Origin of the sequence: Pantoea sp. WMus005, assembly GCF_013415305.1 — a bacterium.
GTDB lineage: Bacteria > Pseudomonadota > Gammaproteobacteria > Enterobacterales > Enterobacteriaceae > Pantoea > Pantoea rara.
On sequence record NZ_JACBXU010000002.1, the window covers coordinates 136,321 to 150,874 of the forward strand.

18 protein-coding genes are annotated in these 14,554 nt (G+C 53.0%); 13 read left to right on the top strand and 5 right to left on the bottom strand.

All coding sequences use genetic code 11. The annotated features are described in order from the left end of the window. The first annotated feature begins 322 nt into the window (after positions 1-322). The 4 genes from HZZ01_RS10985 to HZZ01_RS11000 all read left to right on the top strand — a co-directional run bounded on the left by HZZ01_RS10985 (position 323) and on the right by HZZ01_RS11000 (position 3,678). The gene (locus tag HZZ01_RS10985) at positions 323-784 is read left to right on the top strand and encodes an FxsA family protein (RefSeq protein ID WP_179897832.1); all 462 of its coding nucleotides are present in this window, start codon (positions 323-325) and stop codon (positions 782-784) included. A 229-nt stretch (positions 785-1,013) separates the two neighbouring features. Next, the gene (locus HZZ01_RS10990; RefSeq protein WP_179897327.1) at positions 1,014-1,307 is read left to right on the top strand and encodes a co-chaperone GroES; all 294 of its coding nucleotides are present in this window, start codon (positions 1,014-1,016) and stop codon (positions 1,305-1,307) included. 49 nt (positions 1,308-1,356) lie between these two features. After that, positions 1,357-3,006, top strand: a complete 1,650-nt coding sequence (groL, locus tag HZZ01_RS10995) for a chaperonin GroEL (protein WP_090963845.1) — start codon at positions 1,357-1,359, stop codon at positions 3,004-3,006. A gap of 324 nt (positions 3,007-3,330) precedes the next feature. After that, a complete protein-coding gene (locus HZZ01_RS11000) occupies positions 3,331-3,678 on the top strand; it encodes a DUF4156 domain-containing protein (protein WP_008925394.1) in 348 nt (115 codons plus the stop codon). A gap of 53 nt (positions 3,679-3,731) precedes the next feature. Here HZZ01_RS11000 and epmB read toward each other — a convergent pair whose 3' ends face one another. Continuing rightward, complete coding sequence (epmB, locus tag HZZ01_RS11005; RefSeq protein ID WP_179897329.1) at positions 3,732-4,760, bottom strand: EF-P beta-lysylation protein EpmB; 1,029 nt, start codon at positions 4,758-4,760, stop codon at positions 3,732-3,734. 43 nt (positions 4,761-4,803) lie between these two features. Here epmB and efp point away from each other — a divergent pair, with 43 nt between their 5' ends. From efp to HZZ01_RS11020, 3 genes are all read left to right on the top strand, one after another. Next, positions 4,804-5,370: an elongation factor P gene (gene efp, locus HZZ01_RS11010; RefSeq protein ID WP_008925396.1), complete on the top strand. Its 567-nt coding sequence runs from the start codon at positions 4,804-4,806 to the stop codon at positions 5,368-5,370. Positions 5,371-5,420: 50 nt separating this feature from the next. After that, positions 5,421-5,552 carry an entericidin A/B family lipoprotein gene (locus HZZ01_RS11015; protein ID WP_003848306.1) on the top strand — a complete coding sequence of 44 codons (132 nt, stop codon included), beginning with the start codon at positions 5,421-5,423 and terminating at the stop codon, positions 5,550-5,552. A 102-nt stretch (positions 5,553-5,654) separates the two neighbouring features. Continuing rightward, the gene (locus HZZ01_RS11020; RefSeq protein WP_003848302.1) at positions 5,655-5,789 is read left to right on the top strand and encodes an entericidin A/B family lipoprotein; all 135 of its coding nucleotides are present in this window, start codon (positions 5,655-5,657) and stop codon (positions 5,787-5,789) included. Between the two features lie 55 nt (positions 5,790-5,844). Here HZZ01_RS11020 and HZZ01_RS11025 read toward each other — a convergent pair whose 3' ends face one another. Further along, complete coding sequence (locus HZZ01_RS11025; protein WP_179897330.1) at positions 5,845-6,369, bottom strand: lipocalin family protein; 525 nt, start codon at positions 6,367-6,369, stop codon at positions 5,845-5,847. 135 nt (positions 6,370-6,504) lie between these two features. On the opposite strand from HZZ01_RS11025, the gene epmA reads away from it, so the two are divergent. After that, positions 6,505-7,482, top strand: a complete 978-nt coding sequence (epmA, locus tag HZZ01_RS11030) for an elongation factor P--(R)-beta-lysine ligase (protein WP_179897332.1) — start codon at positions 6,505-6,507, stop codon at positions 7,480-7,482. A 150-nt stretch (positions 7,483-7,632) separates the two neighbouring features. Here epmA and degS read toward each other — a convergent pair whose 3' ends face one another. The 3 genes from degS to zapG form a co-directional block, all read right to left on the bottom strand. Continuing rightward, complete coding sequence (gene degS, locus HZZ01_RS11035) at positions 7,633-8,694, bottom strand: outer membrane-stress sensor serine endopeptidase DegS (protein ID WP_179897334.1); 1,062 nt, start codon at positions 8,692-8,694, stop codon at positions 7,633-7,635. 89 nt (positions 8,695-8,783) lie between these two features. After that, positions 8,784-10,157: a serine endoprotease DegQ gene (gene degQ / locus HZZ01_RS11040; RefSeq protein ID WP_179897336.1), complete on the bottom strand. Its 1,374-nt coding sequence runs from the start codon at positions 10,155-10,157 to the stop codon at positions 8,784-8,786. Between the two features lie 110 nt (positions 10,158-10,267). After that, the gene (gene zapG, locus HZZ01_RS11045) at positions 10,268-10,669 is read right to left on the bottom strand and encodes a Z-ring associated protein ZapG (RefSeq protein ID WP_003848291.1); all 402 of its coding nucleotides are present in this window, start codon (positions 10,667-10,669) and stop codon (positions 10,268-10,270) included. 178 nt (positions 10,670-10,847) lie between these two features. Here zapG and zapE point away from each other — a divergent pair, with 178 nt between their 5' ends. From zapE to sspB, 5 genes are all read left to right on the top strand, one after another. Beyond that, positions 10,848-11,975, top strand: a complete 1,128-nt coding sequence (zapE, locus tag HZZ01_RS11050; protein ID WP_179897338.1) for a cell division protein ZapE — start codon at positions 10,848-10,850, stop codon at positions 11,973-11,975. A gap of 227 nt (positions 11,976-12,202) precedes the next feature. Then, positions 12,203-12,631, top strand: a complete 429-nt coding sequence (rplM, locus tag HZZ01_RS11055) for a 50S ribosomal protein L13 (RefSeq protein ID WP_008925400.1) — start codon at positions 12,203-12,205, stop codon at positions 12,629-12,631. 15 nt (positions 12,632-12,646) lie between these two features. Beyond that, positions 12,647-13,039, top strand: coding sequence for a 30S ribosomal protein S9 (gene rpsI / locus HZZ01_RS11060; RefSeq protein ID WP_090963862.1), 393 nt, complete (start codon positions 12,647-12,649; stop codon positions 13,037-13,039). Positions 13,040-13,369: 330 nt separating this feature from the next. Further along, entirely contained in the window at positions 13,370-14,011 is a 642-nt protein-coding gene (gene sspA / locus HZZ01_RS11065) for a stringent starvation protein SspA (RefSeq protein WP_003851135.1), read from the top strand. A 3-nt stretch (positions 14,012-14,014) separates the two neighbouring features. Next, positions 14,015-14,500, top strand: coding sequence for a ClpXP protease specificity-enhancing factor (sspB, locus tag HZZ01_RS11070; protein WP_136197752.1), 486 nt, complete (start codon positions 14,015-14,017; stop codon positions 14,498-14,500). Positions 14,501-14,554 lie beyond the last annotated feature (54 nt).

Consider the following 14,554-nt stretch of genomic DNA (forward strand, 5'->3'; position numbering starts at 1 on the left):
CTTCTTGTTGTTGCCGCTAACCATCACAAAGGATGTGTTTATTTTGTCGTGGTGTACCCGTGCCGACATATTATCCGTCTTCATAGGGGCGTGTGCGATCATATTCTGATGCTTAAGAAAAGCACGCATGCAGATCACTTAATGCTGCAGTATGGTTAACGATATGTGAAGTTGGTTACAAAATTAACCCCGCCGGATAAATTTGACAGGATCGGTTGAAAATGGCGGCGCGGGTGCCCATCTCTTTTCTTATCATCCTCAGGATGAACGCTTTCTGCTGACCGGCACGCTGCCGTTCAGCCCCTACTTACAGGAGAGTACGGTGCGCTGGATACCGTTATTAGTCTTTTTTATTCTGGCCTGGATTGAGATTTCACTCTTCATTCAGGTGGCACACGTCATGGGCGTGCTGCTTACCATGCTGCTGGTGGTCTTCACGTCGTGCATCGGGGTGTCGCTGGTCAAAAATCAGGGCATGAAAAACTTTATGCTGATGCAGGAGAAGCTGGCACGTAACGAAAGCCCGGCCACTGAGATGATCAAAAGCGTGTCACTGATCATCGCGGGCTTCCTGCTGCTGTTGCCTGGTTTCTTCACTGACCTGCTGGGCTTGCTGCTGCTGCTACCACCGGTACAGAAGCATCTGACGCTGAAGCTGATGCCTCATCTGCGCGTCTGGCGCGGACCCGGCGCTGGCCCTGACAGCGGCTATACCATGGATGGCGAGTTCGAGCGTAAAGACAGCGATCGCCTTGAGAACCATGACGATCGCCAGGATCGTTAACCGCATCAATAGCCTTTAAAAGCGCAATCTTCGGGTTGCGTTTTTTATTTGTCCCGTCATCTGTTTAAAAAGCCACCAGTTATCACATCAGGGTAAAAAAATTTGTTGTCTGCCCCCTTGAAAGCGGGTGGTGGCGGCCCTATCTCTCTGGTCACGAGGCCGGAAGCCATGCAGACCGGTGATCAACCCCAAAACTGAATGATTGGACTTCTCAAAGGAGAGCTATCACATGAAAATTCGTCCATTGCACGATCGCGTTATCGTCAAGCGTAAAGAAGTTGAAGCTAAATCAGCTGGCGGCATCGTGCTGACCGGTTCTGCAGCCGGTAAATCCACCCGTGGTGAAGTTCTGGCTGTTGGCAATGGCCGCATCCTTGAGAGTGGCGACGTTAAGCCGCTGGACGTGAAGGTTGGTGATGTCGTGATCTTCAGTGAAGGTTACGGCGCTAAAACCGAGAAAATCGACAACGAAGAGGTGTTGATCATCTCTGAGAGCGACATTCTGGCCGTTGTTGAAGCGTAATTTTTACGCGTAATTCACTGAACGAAACGAATTTAAGGGATATTTAAAGATGGCAGCTAAAGACGTAAAATTCGGTAATGACGCACGCGTAAAAATGCTGCGTGGCGTGAACGTACTGGCAGATGCAGTAAAAGTTACCCTGGGCCCGAAAGGCCGTAACGTAGTTCTGGATAAATCTTTTGGTGCACCGACCATCACTAAAGATGGTGTTTCTGTGGCACGTGAAATCGAGCTGGAAGACAAGTTCGAGAACATGGGCGCGCAGATGGTGAAAGAAGTGGCCTCTAAAGCGAACGACGCTGCGGGCGACGGTACCACCACTGCAACCGTACTGGCACAGTCTATCATCACCGAAGGCCTGAAAGCGGTCGCAGCGGGTATGAACCCAATGGACCTGAAGCGCGGTATCGATCAGGCAGTGATCGCTGCGGTTGAGAAACTGAAAGCGCTGTCTGTACCTTGCTCTGACTCTAAAGCGATTGCGCAGGTTGGTACTATCTCTGCTAACTCCGATGAAACCGTGGGCCAGCTGATTGCTCAGGCGATGGAGAAAGTAGGTAAAGAAGGCGTGATCACCGTTGAAGAAGGCACCGGCCTGCAGGACGAGCTGGATGTGGTTGAAGGTATGCAGTTTGATCGCGGCTACCTGTCCCCTTACTTCATCAACAAGCCAGAAACCGGCGCAATTGAACTGGAATCTCCGTTCATCCTGCTGGCTGACAAGAAAATTTCTAACATCCGTGAAATGCTGCCAGTGCTGGAAGCCGTTGCGAAAGCAGGCAAACCACTGCTGATCATCGCGGAAGACGTTGAAGGCGAAGCGCTGGCAACACTGGTAGTGAACACCATGCGTGGCATCGTGAAAGTGGCTGCTGTGAAAGCACCAGGCTTCGGCGACCGTCGTAAAGCGATGCTGCAGGATATCGCTATCCTGACCGGTGGTACCGTTATCTCTGAAGAGATCGGTATGGAACTGGAAAAAGCGGCTCTGGAAGATCTGGGCCAGGCTAAACGCGTTGTGATCAACAAAGACACCACCACCATCATCGACGGTGTGGGTGAAGAAGCGACAATCCAGGGCCGTGTAACCCAGATTCGTCAGCAGATCGAAGAAGCAACGTCTGACTACGACAAAGAAAAACTGCAGGAGCGCGTCGCGAAACTGGCAGGCGGCGTAGCCGTTCTGAAAGTAGGCGCAGCAACTGAAGTTGAAATGAAAGAGAAGAAAGCCCGCGTTGAAGATGCGCTGCACGCAACCCGTGCTGCTGTAGAAGAAGGTGTGGTTGCCGGTGGTGGCGTGGCGCTGGTTCGCGTTGCAGCACAGCTGGTTGATCTGCGTGGTCAGAACGAAGATCAGAACGTCGGTATCAAAGTTGCGCTGCGCGCGATGGAATCTCCACTGCGTCAGATCGTGTCTAACGCCGGTGAAGAGCCATCTGTTGTCGCTAATAACGTGAAAGCGGGCGATGGTAACTACGGTTACAACGCGCAGACTGAAGAGTACGGCAACATGATCGACTTCGGTATCCTGGACCCAACCAAAGTGACCCGTTCTGCTCTGCAGTACGCGGCCTCTGTTGCAGGTCTGATGATCACCACCGAATGTATGGTTACTGACATGCCTAAAGGCGACGCACCTGATTTAGGCGGCGGCGCTGGCGGTATGGGTGGCATGGGCGGTATGGGCGGCATGATGTAATTGCCGTTGACTGCTTAAGTCATCACAGAACCCCCGATCGGAAACGGTCGGGGGTTTTTCTTTTGGGTGGGAAAATAGTATAAGTAGTGGCGCAATCGTTCGTCTTTCCTCTTGATATCTCCCGCTGTCTGCTCGCTGACTGTTGTCGCCCCGCCGGATTGACTTGCTGCTGTAAGTTTATGGGGACGCGCCAATCTGCCAGCCTGAATACAGTATGAAATATTGAGGTGATATAACGGGATTAAGGCAATGAATGTTCAGAAAAAAGAGATCTTTTTCTGCTACGCTGCCACCCGACTCTGATGATAATAAATGGGGATTACAATGCGGATTAACCTCTTGCTCGGACTGACGGCTGGCGCGTTATTGCTGGCGGGCTGCAGCAGCTCTACGCAACTCTCTTCAGCAGGACAGCGCGTGACGTTTACCGATCAGCAGCCTGGCAATAACTGTCAGCTTCTGGGCAATATCACCGGCTCACAGAGCAACTGGCTGAGCGGTGCAGGCGGCGAAACCAGTGCACTGCGTGGTGCAGCTAATGACCTGCGCAATCGCGCAGCAGAGATGGGCGGCAACGTGATTTATGGTGCCACCAGCCCGACGCAGAACCTGTTATCCGCGTTCGCGCCACTCGACAGCAAAATGACCGGCCAGGTTTATAAGTGCCCATAATGTGAATCGGGCACTTTACCGTATTCAACCGGCCAGCCTTTCGCTGGCCGTTTTTATTCCTGACGTAACTGTAAATCTAACGGCGTTTTGCTCGGCTCGCCGCCAATTTCCCGTGCCAGCTTCGGCACCAGATAGCCTGAGACCTGTGACAGCAGGGACCGAACCAGCTGGCGTGCTTCGTCATCTGAGACAAAGAAATGCGCGGCACCCTGTACCTTATCCAGCACGTGCAGATAATAGGGCAGAATCCCTGCATCGAACAGGGCGTTGCTAAGCGTCGCCAGCGTCTGCGCATTGTCATTGATACCGTGCAATAAAACGCTCTGATTAAGCAGAGTCACACCGGCACGCTTCAGGCTGATCATCGCCTCGCGCAGCTCATCATCAATCTCCTGCGCATGGTTGATGTGCGTGACCATCAGCACCTGCAGGCGGGTTTCACTGAGCATCTGACAGAATTGATCGGTAATGCGTGCGGGTATCACCACCGGCAAACGGCTGTGGATGCGCAGGCGTTTCAGGTGCGGGATCTTTTCCAGCGCGGCGATCAGCCAGGCGAGCTCATGATCTTTCGCCATCAGCGGATCGCCGCCGGAGAAAATGATCTCATCCAGCTCAGGATGATCGGCGATATAGTCCAGTGCCGCCTGCCAGCTACGCTTGTTGCCGGGATTATCCTGATAGGGGAAATGACGACGGAAGCAGTAGCGACAGTTGACCGCGCAGCCGCCTTTTACCAGTAATAATGCCCGGTTTCGGTATTTATGCAGCAATCCAGGCACAACGTTACTTTGTTCATCGAGCGGATCGGTGCTATAACCTGGCGCATCAGTGAATTCCTGGCGGCGGGTCAGAACCTGAAGCAGCAGTGGGTCGTTCGCATCGCCTTTTTTCATCCGGCGGATGAACGCATGCGGGACACGCAAGGCGAAAAGACGCCGCGCATCCGCACCTTCTGCCAGCTCGGTGTGCTGATCCAGGGCTAAAATCCGCAGTAATTCATCAGGTTCAGTGACAACATTCGCAAGTTGCTGCAACCAATCTTCTCTGGAAGGTGTTTTTAGGGTTACAATGTGTGCCATTTTTTTGGCTTAGTACCAGTGTCAATTTTCGTAGAGGGCCTTCATGGCGACTTATTCTAGCAACGATTTCCGTCCCGGTCTTAAAATCATGTTCGAAGGCGAGCCGTATGCCATCGAATCCAGTGAGTTTGTTAAACCGGGTAAAGGTCAGGCATTCGCACGCGTCAAAATGCGTCGCCTGCTGACGGGTTCTCGCGTTGAGAAAACTTTTAAATCTACCGACTCCGCCGAAGGCGCAGACGTAGTAGATACCAACCTGAACTACCTGTACAACGACGGTGAGTTCTATCACTTCATGCACCCGGAAAGTTTTGAGCAGTTCCAGGTCGAAGAGAAGACGGTAAACGATGCAGCGAAATGGCTGCAGGATAACGCTGAATGTATCGTTACGCTGTGGAACGGTCGCCCAATCGCCGTTCAGCCGCCGAACTTTATTGAAGCTGAAGTTATCGAAACCGATCCAGGTCTGAAAGGTGATACTGCGGGTACTGGCGGTAAGCCAGCCAAGCTGTCTACCGGCGCCGTGGTAAAAGTGCCATTGTTCGTGCAGGAGGGCGAAGTGGTCAAAGTTGACACCCGCTCTGGCGAATACGTGTCACGCGTGAAATAAGATTCGCAGGCGCATCTCCGGGTGCGCCTTTTTCTTGTCTGAGAGAAAAAATGATCAAGCTGGCAAAATTAATCGCGTTCGCGTTGCTGGTCTCTTCTGCGCTAAGCGCCTGCAACACATTCCACGGTTTTGGCGAAGATGTCTCCCACTTAGGTGGTGCTATTTCGCGTGCGGCAAAATGACCGTAACGGGTTGTCCTTTTTAGGGTCCCGCCAGCAGCAAGTGCCTGAAATCCGGCTATGCTTAAAGCGCTGTACTTTACATCCATCAAAAAGGACATTGTTATGTTAAAGAAAAGTATTGCCGCAATCTTCTCTGTACTGGTGCTCTCTTCTCTGCTGACGGCGTGTAATACAACGCGTGGCGTGGGCGAAGATGTTGAAGCGGGTGGCCAGGCGATTCAGAACAGCACGAAGTAACCTGTTATTCCAACCGGTACGAAATGCTTTTCGTACCGGCTTGTCAGATTCTGCACTATTTCTGTTTTACCCAGATTAACTCTTCAACCGGAAAACCATCCCGACGCGCCTGCTCAATCAGTTTCTCTTTTACGCCCGGCTCCAGCTGAGGTGTCCGTGACAATATCCAGAGATAGTGGCGATTCGGGCCACACACCATGGCGTAACGATAATCGGGGTCCAGGGTGATAACGTTATAACCGCCGTAGAAGGGGCCAAAGAAAGAGACTTTCAGGGAGGCTCGCTGTGGTTCACCGGTGAAATAGGCTTTACCGACGCTCTCCTGCCAGCGCTGCTTTTTGACGTTATAGCCACGATTGATCACTTTCAGACCGCCATCTTCACGCGGGCTGTAGTTTGCCGTCACCTGTTCAAGGCCGCGCTCAAAAGGATGATTAAGGCGGGCAATCTCATACCACTGACCGAGATAGCGCTGGCTGTCAAAGTGATCAATGACCGTGACGTTCTTTGGCGGGGTGGTGCTACAGGCTACTGAGAGAAAAGCACTCAGGCTGGCAGCAACTGTTTTCCATGGAGACATAGTGGGATTCCTTTTTGATTTAACCGCTTAAGTATAGAAGCCGAAACGCTGTTTTTGGCAGCATGGGCACGAGATTGTTTGCCGCAGGCATTGCAGGTAGACTTCCCCACCTAATTTGTATCAGGAGTCATCACCATGAGCGAAACGGCAAGCTGGCAACCAAGCGCATCCATCGCCAATTTGTTAAAACGCGCCGCTATTTTAGCAGAAGTGCGTCGTTTCTTTGCCGATCGCGGCGTGCTGGAAGTGGATACGCCGGCGATGAGTCAGGCGACCATTACCGATATCCATCTGGTGCCATTTCAGACGCGTTTTGTCGGACCTGGCGCTTCGCAGGGGCGCGATCTCTGGCTGATGACCAGCCCGGAATATCATATGAAACGTCTGCTGGCGGCCGGCAGTGGACCGATCTACCAGATGGCGCGTAGCTTCCGCAATGAAGAAGCGGGACGCCATCATAACCCGGAATTCACCATGCTGGAGTGGTACCGGCCGCATTACGACATGTACCGTCTGATGAACGAAGTCGACGATCTGATGCAGCAGGTGCTTGAGTGTGATAGCGCGGAGTCGCTCTCCTATCAGCAGGCATTTATCCGCCATCTCGAGCTTGACCCGCTATCTGCGGATAAAGCGCAGTTGCGTGAAGCGGCTGAGAAGCTGGGTGAAGGCGAGCTGGCGCGGGCAGAAGAGGATCGCGATACCTTACTGATGCTGCTATTTATGCTGGGCGTAGAACCGAAGATTGGTCAGGATAAACCCTGCTTTGTTTACCATTTCCCGGCCAGCCAGGCTGCACTGGCAGAGATCAGTACGGAAGATCACCGCGTGGCAGAACGCTTCGAGGTCTATTACAAGGGCATTGAGCTGGCGAACGGTTTCCGTGAACTGACCGACAGCCGCGAGCAGCGTCAGCGCTTTGAGCAGGATAACCGTCGCCGTGCGGCGCGTAATCTGCCTGTACATCCTATTGATACTTATCTGCTGGATGCGCTGGCGCATGGTATGCCAGCCTGTTCCGGGGTCGCGCTGGGTATTGATCGCCTGATCATGCTGGCATTGAAAGCGGAGTCATTGAGTGAGGTGATCGCGTTTCCGGTTGATCGTTGCTAATTGGTTATTAACAAACGATGACGGAAGCGTGGAAAGGGTTGGCCCGGATGAAGAGCAAAGCGTCCGAGCCATGATGGCGAGGCCGACAGCCATGGATGGCGGCCTTCTTTGCGATCAGCTGGGCCATCCCTGACCTGGCTCGGGTTTTAGTTAGTTACTATTGTCCGGAAACTCCTGAATGGTCACCGGCAGCGTGAGTTTCTGATCGTTTCGCAGCACCTGCACATCAATGACTGAACCCGGACGAATTTCTGCCACCTGATCCATCGTCTCCTGCGCGGAGATGGCCGGCTTGCCGTTTACGCTGAGCAGAACATCGTTGGCCTGAATCCCGGCTTTATCCGCAGGTCCATCTGGCGTGACCACGCTGACAATGATGCCCTGAACCCGATCCAGATTGCTGCCCTGTCCGTGCAGCGGCGGCAACTCACGCCCGGTAATGCCAATATAGCCGCGGATCACCCGACCATCACGAATCAGCTTATCCATGATTTTTGACGCTAAGACGGTTGGAATGGCGAAACCAATCCCTTCCGGCGTTTCACCATCATTACTTTTATCAAAAGTCAGGGTGTTAATGCCCATCAACTCGCCGAGCGAGTTAATCAGCGCGCCGCCGGAGTTACCCTGGTTGATTGAGGCATCGGTCTGCAGAAAATTCTGTCGGCCTGATGAACTCAGGCCTATGCGGCCCGTGGCGCTGATAATACCCTGTGTCACCGTCTGACCGAGGTTATAGGGGTTGCCGATCGCCATCACCACATCACCAATATGCGGCTGCCGGTTTGGATTAATCGGAATCACGGGCAGGCCAGAGGCCGTAATCTTGAGAACCGCCAGATCGGTCATTCCATCGGAACCCACCAGTGTCGCTTCAAAGAAGCGGCCATCCTGCAGCGCCACGATAATTTGATCAGCATTGTTGATCACATGTTTGTTAGTGAGGATGTAGCCTTTTACATTCATGATCACCCCGGAACCCAGGGTCGTGATGCCACGATTGTTGTTGCCGTGGGCGCTACGATTGTAAACATTCACAACGGCAGGCACGGCGCGGCGCACCCCTTGATTGAAGCTAAAGGGCGTTTCGTCGGTAATGTTTTCGTGGTTATAGAGGGCGTCGCTGCCCATACGCAGTGCAGGCAGTGCTGCGAGCAAAATACCCGCCACAATCAGGCCCAGCACCACGGCACGCAAAAGTTTAAGAAACATGGTGTTAAATCACGCCAGGGGAGATCGCAGGGGAGAATAGCATGAGAGCGGCGGACACACACGCGCTTGTGTCCGCCGTAATGCGAGGTTTATCTCAGCAACAGATAGATAGTTTCATCGCCGCGTACCACATTCAGTGCCAGTACCGGCGGTTTCCCTTCCAGGATTTTACGCAGTTCAGCAATGTTCTGAACACGGCTGCGGTTAACGCCGATAATCACATCATCTTTCTGCAGGCCAACCTGTTCAGCCGGTGTGCCTTTTTCGAGGGTATCGACTTTCACGCCTTTATCACCTGTCTTCGTCTGTCCATCACTCAGGGTTGCGCCCTGAAGTGCAGGTGACATCAGCTGTGCGCTGGCAGTAGTCTGCGAACTCTGCTCCAGCGTAACGGTAACCGTTAATGGCTTACCTTCACGCAGCAGGCCAAGCTTAACCTGCTCGCCTGGTGGCGTGGTGCCCACTTTTACGCGCAGCTCTGCGAAGCTGGTAATTGGCTTATCGTTGATTGAAGTAATGATATCGCCTGACTTCACGCCCGCTTTCTGCGCGGCAGATTGCGGTAAGACTTCAGAAACAAAGGCACCGCGCTGTGCATCGACATTGAACGCTTTAGCCATGTCGGCCGTCATTTCGGTACCTTTGATGCCGAGCTGACCGCGCTTCACTTCACCATATTTGATCAGCTGCTGCGCGAGGTTCATCGCCATATCACTAGGGATAGCAAAGCCGATGCCGATGTTACCGCCGCTTGAGGCGAGAATAGCGGTATTAATACCGATCAGCTCGCCGTTAAGGTTGACCAGCGCGCCGCCTGAGTTACCGCGGTTGATGGCAGCATCGGTCTGAATAAAGTTTTCCAGCCCCTCCAGGTTCAGTCCGCTGCGGCCCAGCGCAGAGATAATCCCGGAAGTGGCAGTCTGTCCCAGACCAAACGGGTTACCGATCGCTACCGCGAAATCACCGACTTTCAGCTGATCAGAGTCCGCGACTTTTACCTGCGTAAGGTTTTTTGCGCCCTGAATCTGAATCAGCGCGATATCGGTCTGCTCATCATGGCCGATCAGTTTGGCTTCATATTCGCTGCCGTCGCCAAGCTGTACGTTGATTTTATCTGCACCGTTGACCACGTGATTGTTGGTCAGCACGTAGCCTTTAGCGGCATCAATGATGACGCCAGAACCCAGGCCTTCAAACGGCTGTGGCTGACTGTTTCCGCCGGGCATCTGGCCGAAAAAGCGTTTCAGCGGTTCAGGAATATCCTGAGCCTGCGCACCCGAATCAGTGCCTTCAACGTGAACACTGACCACGGCGGGTAACACTTTCTCCAGCATCGGTGCCAGACTCGGCAGCGGCTGGCCGGCAATTTGTGCTGGCAGCGTTGCCATCGCGTCTGGCGCGGCGGCAAGACTCATCCCAATACTCAGGGCTAATGCGCTAAACAGGCGTGCTTGTTTTTTCATTGCTACAACGCTCTCGCTGCAAAAGGTGGGAGGAATTAATCAATGTGACAGTCGTTTGCGGTCAGGGTTCGCAAAATCAGTGGGCGCAGACAGGCTACGCCCCAAAATGATTAGTCGCGGGCAGGGCGCTCGCCACGCAGTAAACCCGATGCGCCTTCAGAATAGTCGCGCGGCATCTGCACCGGGACCTGATCGTTGTCCGCTTCAGCTTCAGTCAACTGGTAGGCAAACGGATTTTTCTGTCCAGGCAGATTTGGCAGCAGGTCATTGGATCCTTTTGCCATGTGCTGATAAAGCTGACGATAATCACGTGCCATGTTATCCAGCAGCTCCGCGCTCTGCGCGAAGTGGTTGGTCAGCTCTTCGCGATAATCAGCCAGCTCCGCTTTCGATTTTTCCAGCTCGTACTGCATGCTGCGCTGCTCGCGCAGCTTCTTGTTGCCAAAACGCATGGCTACTGCGCCGACAATAATACCTACCACTAAACCAATTAGCCCGTATTCCCAGGTCATAATGACTCCCGTGTTATTTCCATTGTTCCGTAGGGCATTGCACCATTTCAATAATAGTCACTATACCCGTTAATCTTATGGATGTGGAACTCCGGAGCAGCATGGCTTAGTGTAGAACGGCCTTTTTTTCAGCAACCGTGGTATGAATCAGACACCATTCAGGGACTTTGAAACAAAAATGCAAACCTCAACTCCGCTTGCACGCTATGAGCAGGCGCTGTCGCAGGGCGAATTCAGGCCCGATGACGTACAACGTGAAGCAATTACCCGATTAGACGCGCTACAGCAGGCGCTGGTTGCCCGGCAACAATCTGCCGCGCCTGCCACATCCGGCCTGCTTGGTCGCCTGTCAAAATTGATCGGTAAAGAGAAAAATGAAACGCCACAACCGGTACGTGGGCTCTATATGTGGGGCGGTGTCGGTCGCGGTAAGACCTGGGTCATGGATCTCTTTTTTCAGTCTATTCCTGGCAATCGCAAACTGCGTCTGCACTTTCACCGCTTTATGCTGCGGGTGCATGAAGAGCTGACGCAGCTTCAGGGTCAAAGCGATCCGTTACTGATTATTGCGGACAAATTCAAAGCCGAAACCGATATCCTTTGTTTTGATGAGTTTTTTGTCTCCGATATCACCGATGCGATGCTGCTGGGCACGCTGATGGAAGCGCTGTTTGAACGCGGCATCGCTTTAGTGGCCACCTCAAACATTCCACCTGACGATCTCTATCGTAATGGTTTGCAGCGTGCGCGTTTCCTGCCTGCCATAGAGCAGATAAAACGGCACTGTGATGTGATGAACGTCGAAGCCGGTATCGACTACCGGTTACGCACGCTGACTTCCGCACACTTGTGGAACTATCCGCTGAACCCGGAAACGCACGCTGAAATGACGCGAATGTTTAAGGCGTTGTCGGGAAGCCAGCCCGAAGAGGCGCCGGTCCTGGAGATTAATCACCGCCAGATGCCGACGCTGGGGGTCAGCGAAGGCGTGCTGGCGATTAACTTCACGACGCTGTGCGGTGAAGGGCGCAGCCAGCATGATTATATTGCGCTGTCGCGCCGTTTTCACAGCGTGCTGCTGTATGACGTGCCGGTGATGATTTACAAAACCGAAGACCAGGCGCGCCGTTTCCTGGCGCTGGTGGATGAGTTCTACGAACGTCATGTGAAGCTGGTGGTCGCGGCGGAGACGTCACTGACCGAGATTTATCAGGGCACGCGGCTGAAATTCGAATACCAGCGCTGTTTATCCCGTCTTCAGGAGATGCAGAGCGAAGAGTATCTGCGTTTGCCGCACCTGCCGTGAGAATAAACCGGATAAATACCGAAATAGGGTTCGATTTTTGTAACCGACTTCTCTATAATCTTGCGACCCCACGTTACAGCAGAAGATTTTTTTCCCAAATCCTCTGTGTTCCAGTAACTCTATCCGAAGGGGTGGCTTGCTGGTCAAAATGGTCGTGTGAGCCTCATTCGTTTACTTAAGCGTTTGGGATTTCACCAACGTGTAACTTAATTTGGGTAAGCTTTTCGATGAAAACTTTTACAGCTAAACCAGAAACCGTCCAACGTGACTGGTTTGTAGTTGACGCAACGGGCAAAACTTTGGGTCGCCTGGCGACTGAACTGGCGCGCCGTCTGCGTGGTAAGCATAAAGCGGAATACACTCCGCACGTTGATACGGGTGATTACATCATCGTTCTGAACGCTGAAAAAGTTGCTGTAACCGGCAACAAGCGTACTGACAAGATCTACTATCACCACACTGGCCACATCGGTGGTATCAAACAGGCGACCTTTGAAGAGATGATTGCTCGCCGTCCTGAGCGTGTGATTGAGATCGCGGTTAAAGGCATGCTGCCGAAGGGCCCGCTGGGTCGTGCAATGTATCGTAAACTGAAAGTTTACGCAGGCAACGAGCACACCCATGCGGCACAGCAACCGCAAGTTCTTGACATTTAATCGGGATTAAAGGCAATGGCTGAAACTCAAAACTACGGCACTGGTCGCCGCAAAAGCTCTACCGCTCGCGTATTCATGAAGCCGGGTAGCGGTAATATCGTTATTAACCAACGTTCTCTGGAACAGTACTTCGGTCGCGAAACTGCCCGCATGGTAGTTCGTCAGCCGCTTGAGCTGCTGGATATGGTTGGTAAATTCGATCTCTACGTCACTGTTTCTGGTGGCGGTATTTCTGGTCAGGCTGGTGCGATCCGTCACGGTATCACCCGCGCGCTGATGGAATACGACGAATCACTGCGTGGCGAGCTGCGTAAAGCTGGCTTCGTAACGCGTGATGCGCGTCAGGTTGAACGTAAGAAAGTCGGCCTGCGTAAAGCACGTCGTCGTCCTCAGTTCTCCAAGCGTTAATTGTTTGCAGCTCCGGCTGCGACAATTGGCTCAAAAAACCCGCTTCGGCGGGTTTTTTATTTTCGGCCTCGCCACGACTCCTCGCGAAAACCGTAACGTCACGCTCATTTTACCTGCAAAGATTCATTCCACGCCCACAAGCAGCCTAAAATCTGGTAAACTCTGTGTCACTTTGCGCCCGCAGGCCGGTGCGTTATGCGCCTTCCCACTGTCGGGGCGTCAGTATCTACGGCGCGGCTAACCAGGTTGCGTGCGAGTTCGATAAGCTGGTGAATCGCCGTGTGGTTGGCTATTCGCAGTATCTTTTTGTGAACAAACTTGGAGGTTTTCATGGCTGTCGCTGCCAACAAACGTTCGGTAATGACGCTGTTTTCTGGTCCTACTGACATTTTCAGCCATCAGGTGCGTATTGTCCTGGCGGAGAAGGGTGTCAGCGTAGAGATCGAGCAGGTCGAAATGGATAACCTGCCGCAGGATCTGATTGACCTCAATCCGTATCGCACGGTACCGACGCTGGTAGATCGTGAGCTGACGCTGTATGAATCACGCATCATCATGGAATATTTGGATGAGCGCTTCCCGCATCCGCCACTGATGCCCGTTTACCCGGTTGCCCGTGGTGATAGTCGTCTGATGATGCATCGTATCGAGCAGGACTGGTACAGCCTGATGAGGAAAGTCGAGAACAGCACGGGTCAGGAAGCTGAAGCAGCACGCAAGCAACTGCGTGAAGAGCTCCTGGCTATCGCCCCACTGTTTGGTCGTACGCCTTACTTCATGAGCGAAGAGTTCAGTCTGGTCGATTGCTATTTGGCTCCGCTGTTATGGCGTTTGCCGTCAATGGGCATCGATTTAATTGGCTCAGGTTCAAAAGAGCTGAAAGGCTATATGAATCGCGTATTTGAGCGTGACTCTTTCCTCGCTTCATTAACTGAAGCTGAACGTGAAATGCGCCTGCAAGCCCGGGCTTAACGTATGGAAATGTCGCAACTTACTGCACGTCGTCCCTATCTGCTGCGCGCCTTCTATGACTGGTTGCTCGACAATCAGCTGACGCCGCATCTGGTGGTCGATATTAATCTGCCGGGTGTGCAGGTGCCGCTGGAGTATGCGCGTGATGGCCAGATTGTTCTGAACATTGCGCCACGTGCTGTCGGTAACCTCGATCTGGCAAATGATCAGGTGTCGTTCAACGCCCGTTTTGGTGGCGTTCCGCGCCAGGTTAACGTGCCGATGGCGGCGATTCTGGCAATCTATGCACGTGAAAATGGTGCCGGGACAATGTTTGAACCGGAACCGGCTTACGAGCTGGGTATGCAGGAGACGTCAGAGGGTCAGGAAGAGACCATGATGTCGGTGATTGATGGTGATCGTCCTGACGATGCCAGCGATGACGAGACGCCGCCTGATGACGATCCACCGCCACGTGGTGGACGACCTTCACTGCGCGTAGTGAAATAGCCGTGATGTAACAGTGAATACCCGTCCATGCGACGGGTATTTTTTTGCCTGTCA

Excerpts from the sequence above, each read along its gene's own strand:
- HZZ01_RS10990 (WP_179897327.1), top strand. The coding sequence starts at position 1,014 with ATGAAAATTCGTCCATTGCACGATCGCGTTATCGTCAAGCGTAAAGAA.
- groL (WP_090963845.1), top strand. The coding sequence starts at position 1,357 with ATGGCAGCTAAAGACGTAAAATTCGGTAATGACGCACGCGTAAAAATG.
- HZZ01_RS11000 (WP_008925394.1), top strand. The coding sequence starts at position 3,331 with ATGCGGATTAACCTCTTGCTCGGACTGACGGCTGGCGCGTTATTGCTG.
- epmB (WP_179897329.1), bottom strand. The coding sequence starts at position 4,760 with ATGGCACACATTGTAACCCTAAAAACACCTTCCAGAGAAGATTGGTTG.
- efp (WP_008925396.1), top strand. The coding sequence starts at position 4,804 with ATGGCGACTTATTCTAGCAACGATTTCCGTCCCGGTCTTAAAATCATG.
- HZZ01_RS11015 (WP_003848306.1), top strand. The coding sequence starts at position 5,421 with ATGATCAAGCTGGCAAAATTAATCGCGTTCGCGTTGCTGGTCTCTTCT.
- HZZ01_RS11020 (WP_003848302.1), top strand. The coding sequence starts at position 5,655 with ATGTTAAAGAAAAGTATTGCCGCAATCTTCTCTGTACTGGTGCTCTCT.
- HZZ01_RS11025 (WP_179897330.1), bottom strand. The coding sequence starts at position 6,369 with ATGTCTCCATGGAAAACAGTTGCTGCCAGCCTGAGTGCTTTTCTCTCA.
- epmA (WP_179897332.1), top strand. The coding sequence starts at position 6,505 with ATGAGCGAAACGGCAAGCTGGCAACCAAGCGCATCCATCGCCAATTTG.
- degS (WP_179897334.1), bottom strand. The coding sequence starts at position 8,694 with ATGTTTCTTAAACTTTTGCGTGCCGTGGTGCTGGGCCTGATTGTGGCG.
- degQ (WP_179897336.1), bottom strand. The coding sequence starts at position 10,157 with ATGAAAAAACAAGCACGCCTGTTTAGCGCATTAGCCCTGAGTATTGGG.
- zapG (WP_003848291.1), bottom strand. The coding sequence starts at position 10,669 with ATGACCTGGGAATACGGGCTAATTGGTTTAGTGGTAGGTATTATTGTC.
- zapE (WP_179897338.1), top strand. The coding sequence starts at position 10,848 with ATGCAAACCTCAACTCCGCTTGCACGCTATGAGCAGGCGCTGTCGCAG.
- rplM (WP_008925400.1), top strand. The coding sequence starts at position 12,203 with ATGAAAACTTTTACAGCTAAACCAGAAACCGTCCAACGTGACTGGTTT.
- rpsI (WP_090963862.1), top strand. The coding sequence starts at position 12,647 with ATGGCTGAAACTCAAAACTACGGCACTGGTCGCCGCAAAAGCTCTACC.
- sspA (WP_003851135.1), top strand. The coding sequence starts at position 13,370 with ATGGCTGTCGCTGCCAACAAACGTTCGGTAATGACGCTGTTTTCTGGT.
- sspB (WP_136197752.1), top strand. The coding sequence starts at position 14,015 with ATGGAAATGTCGCAACTTACTGCACGTCGTCCCTATCTGCTGCGCGCC.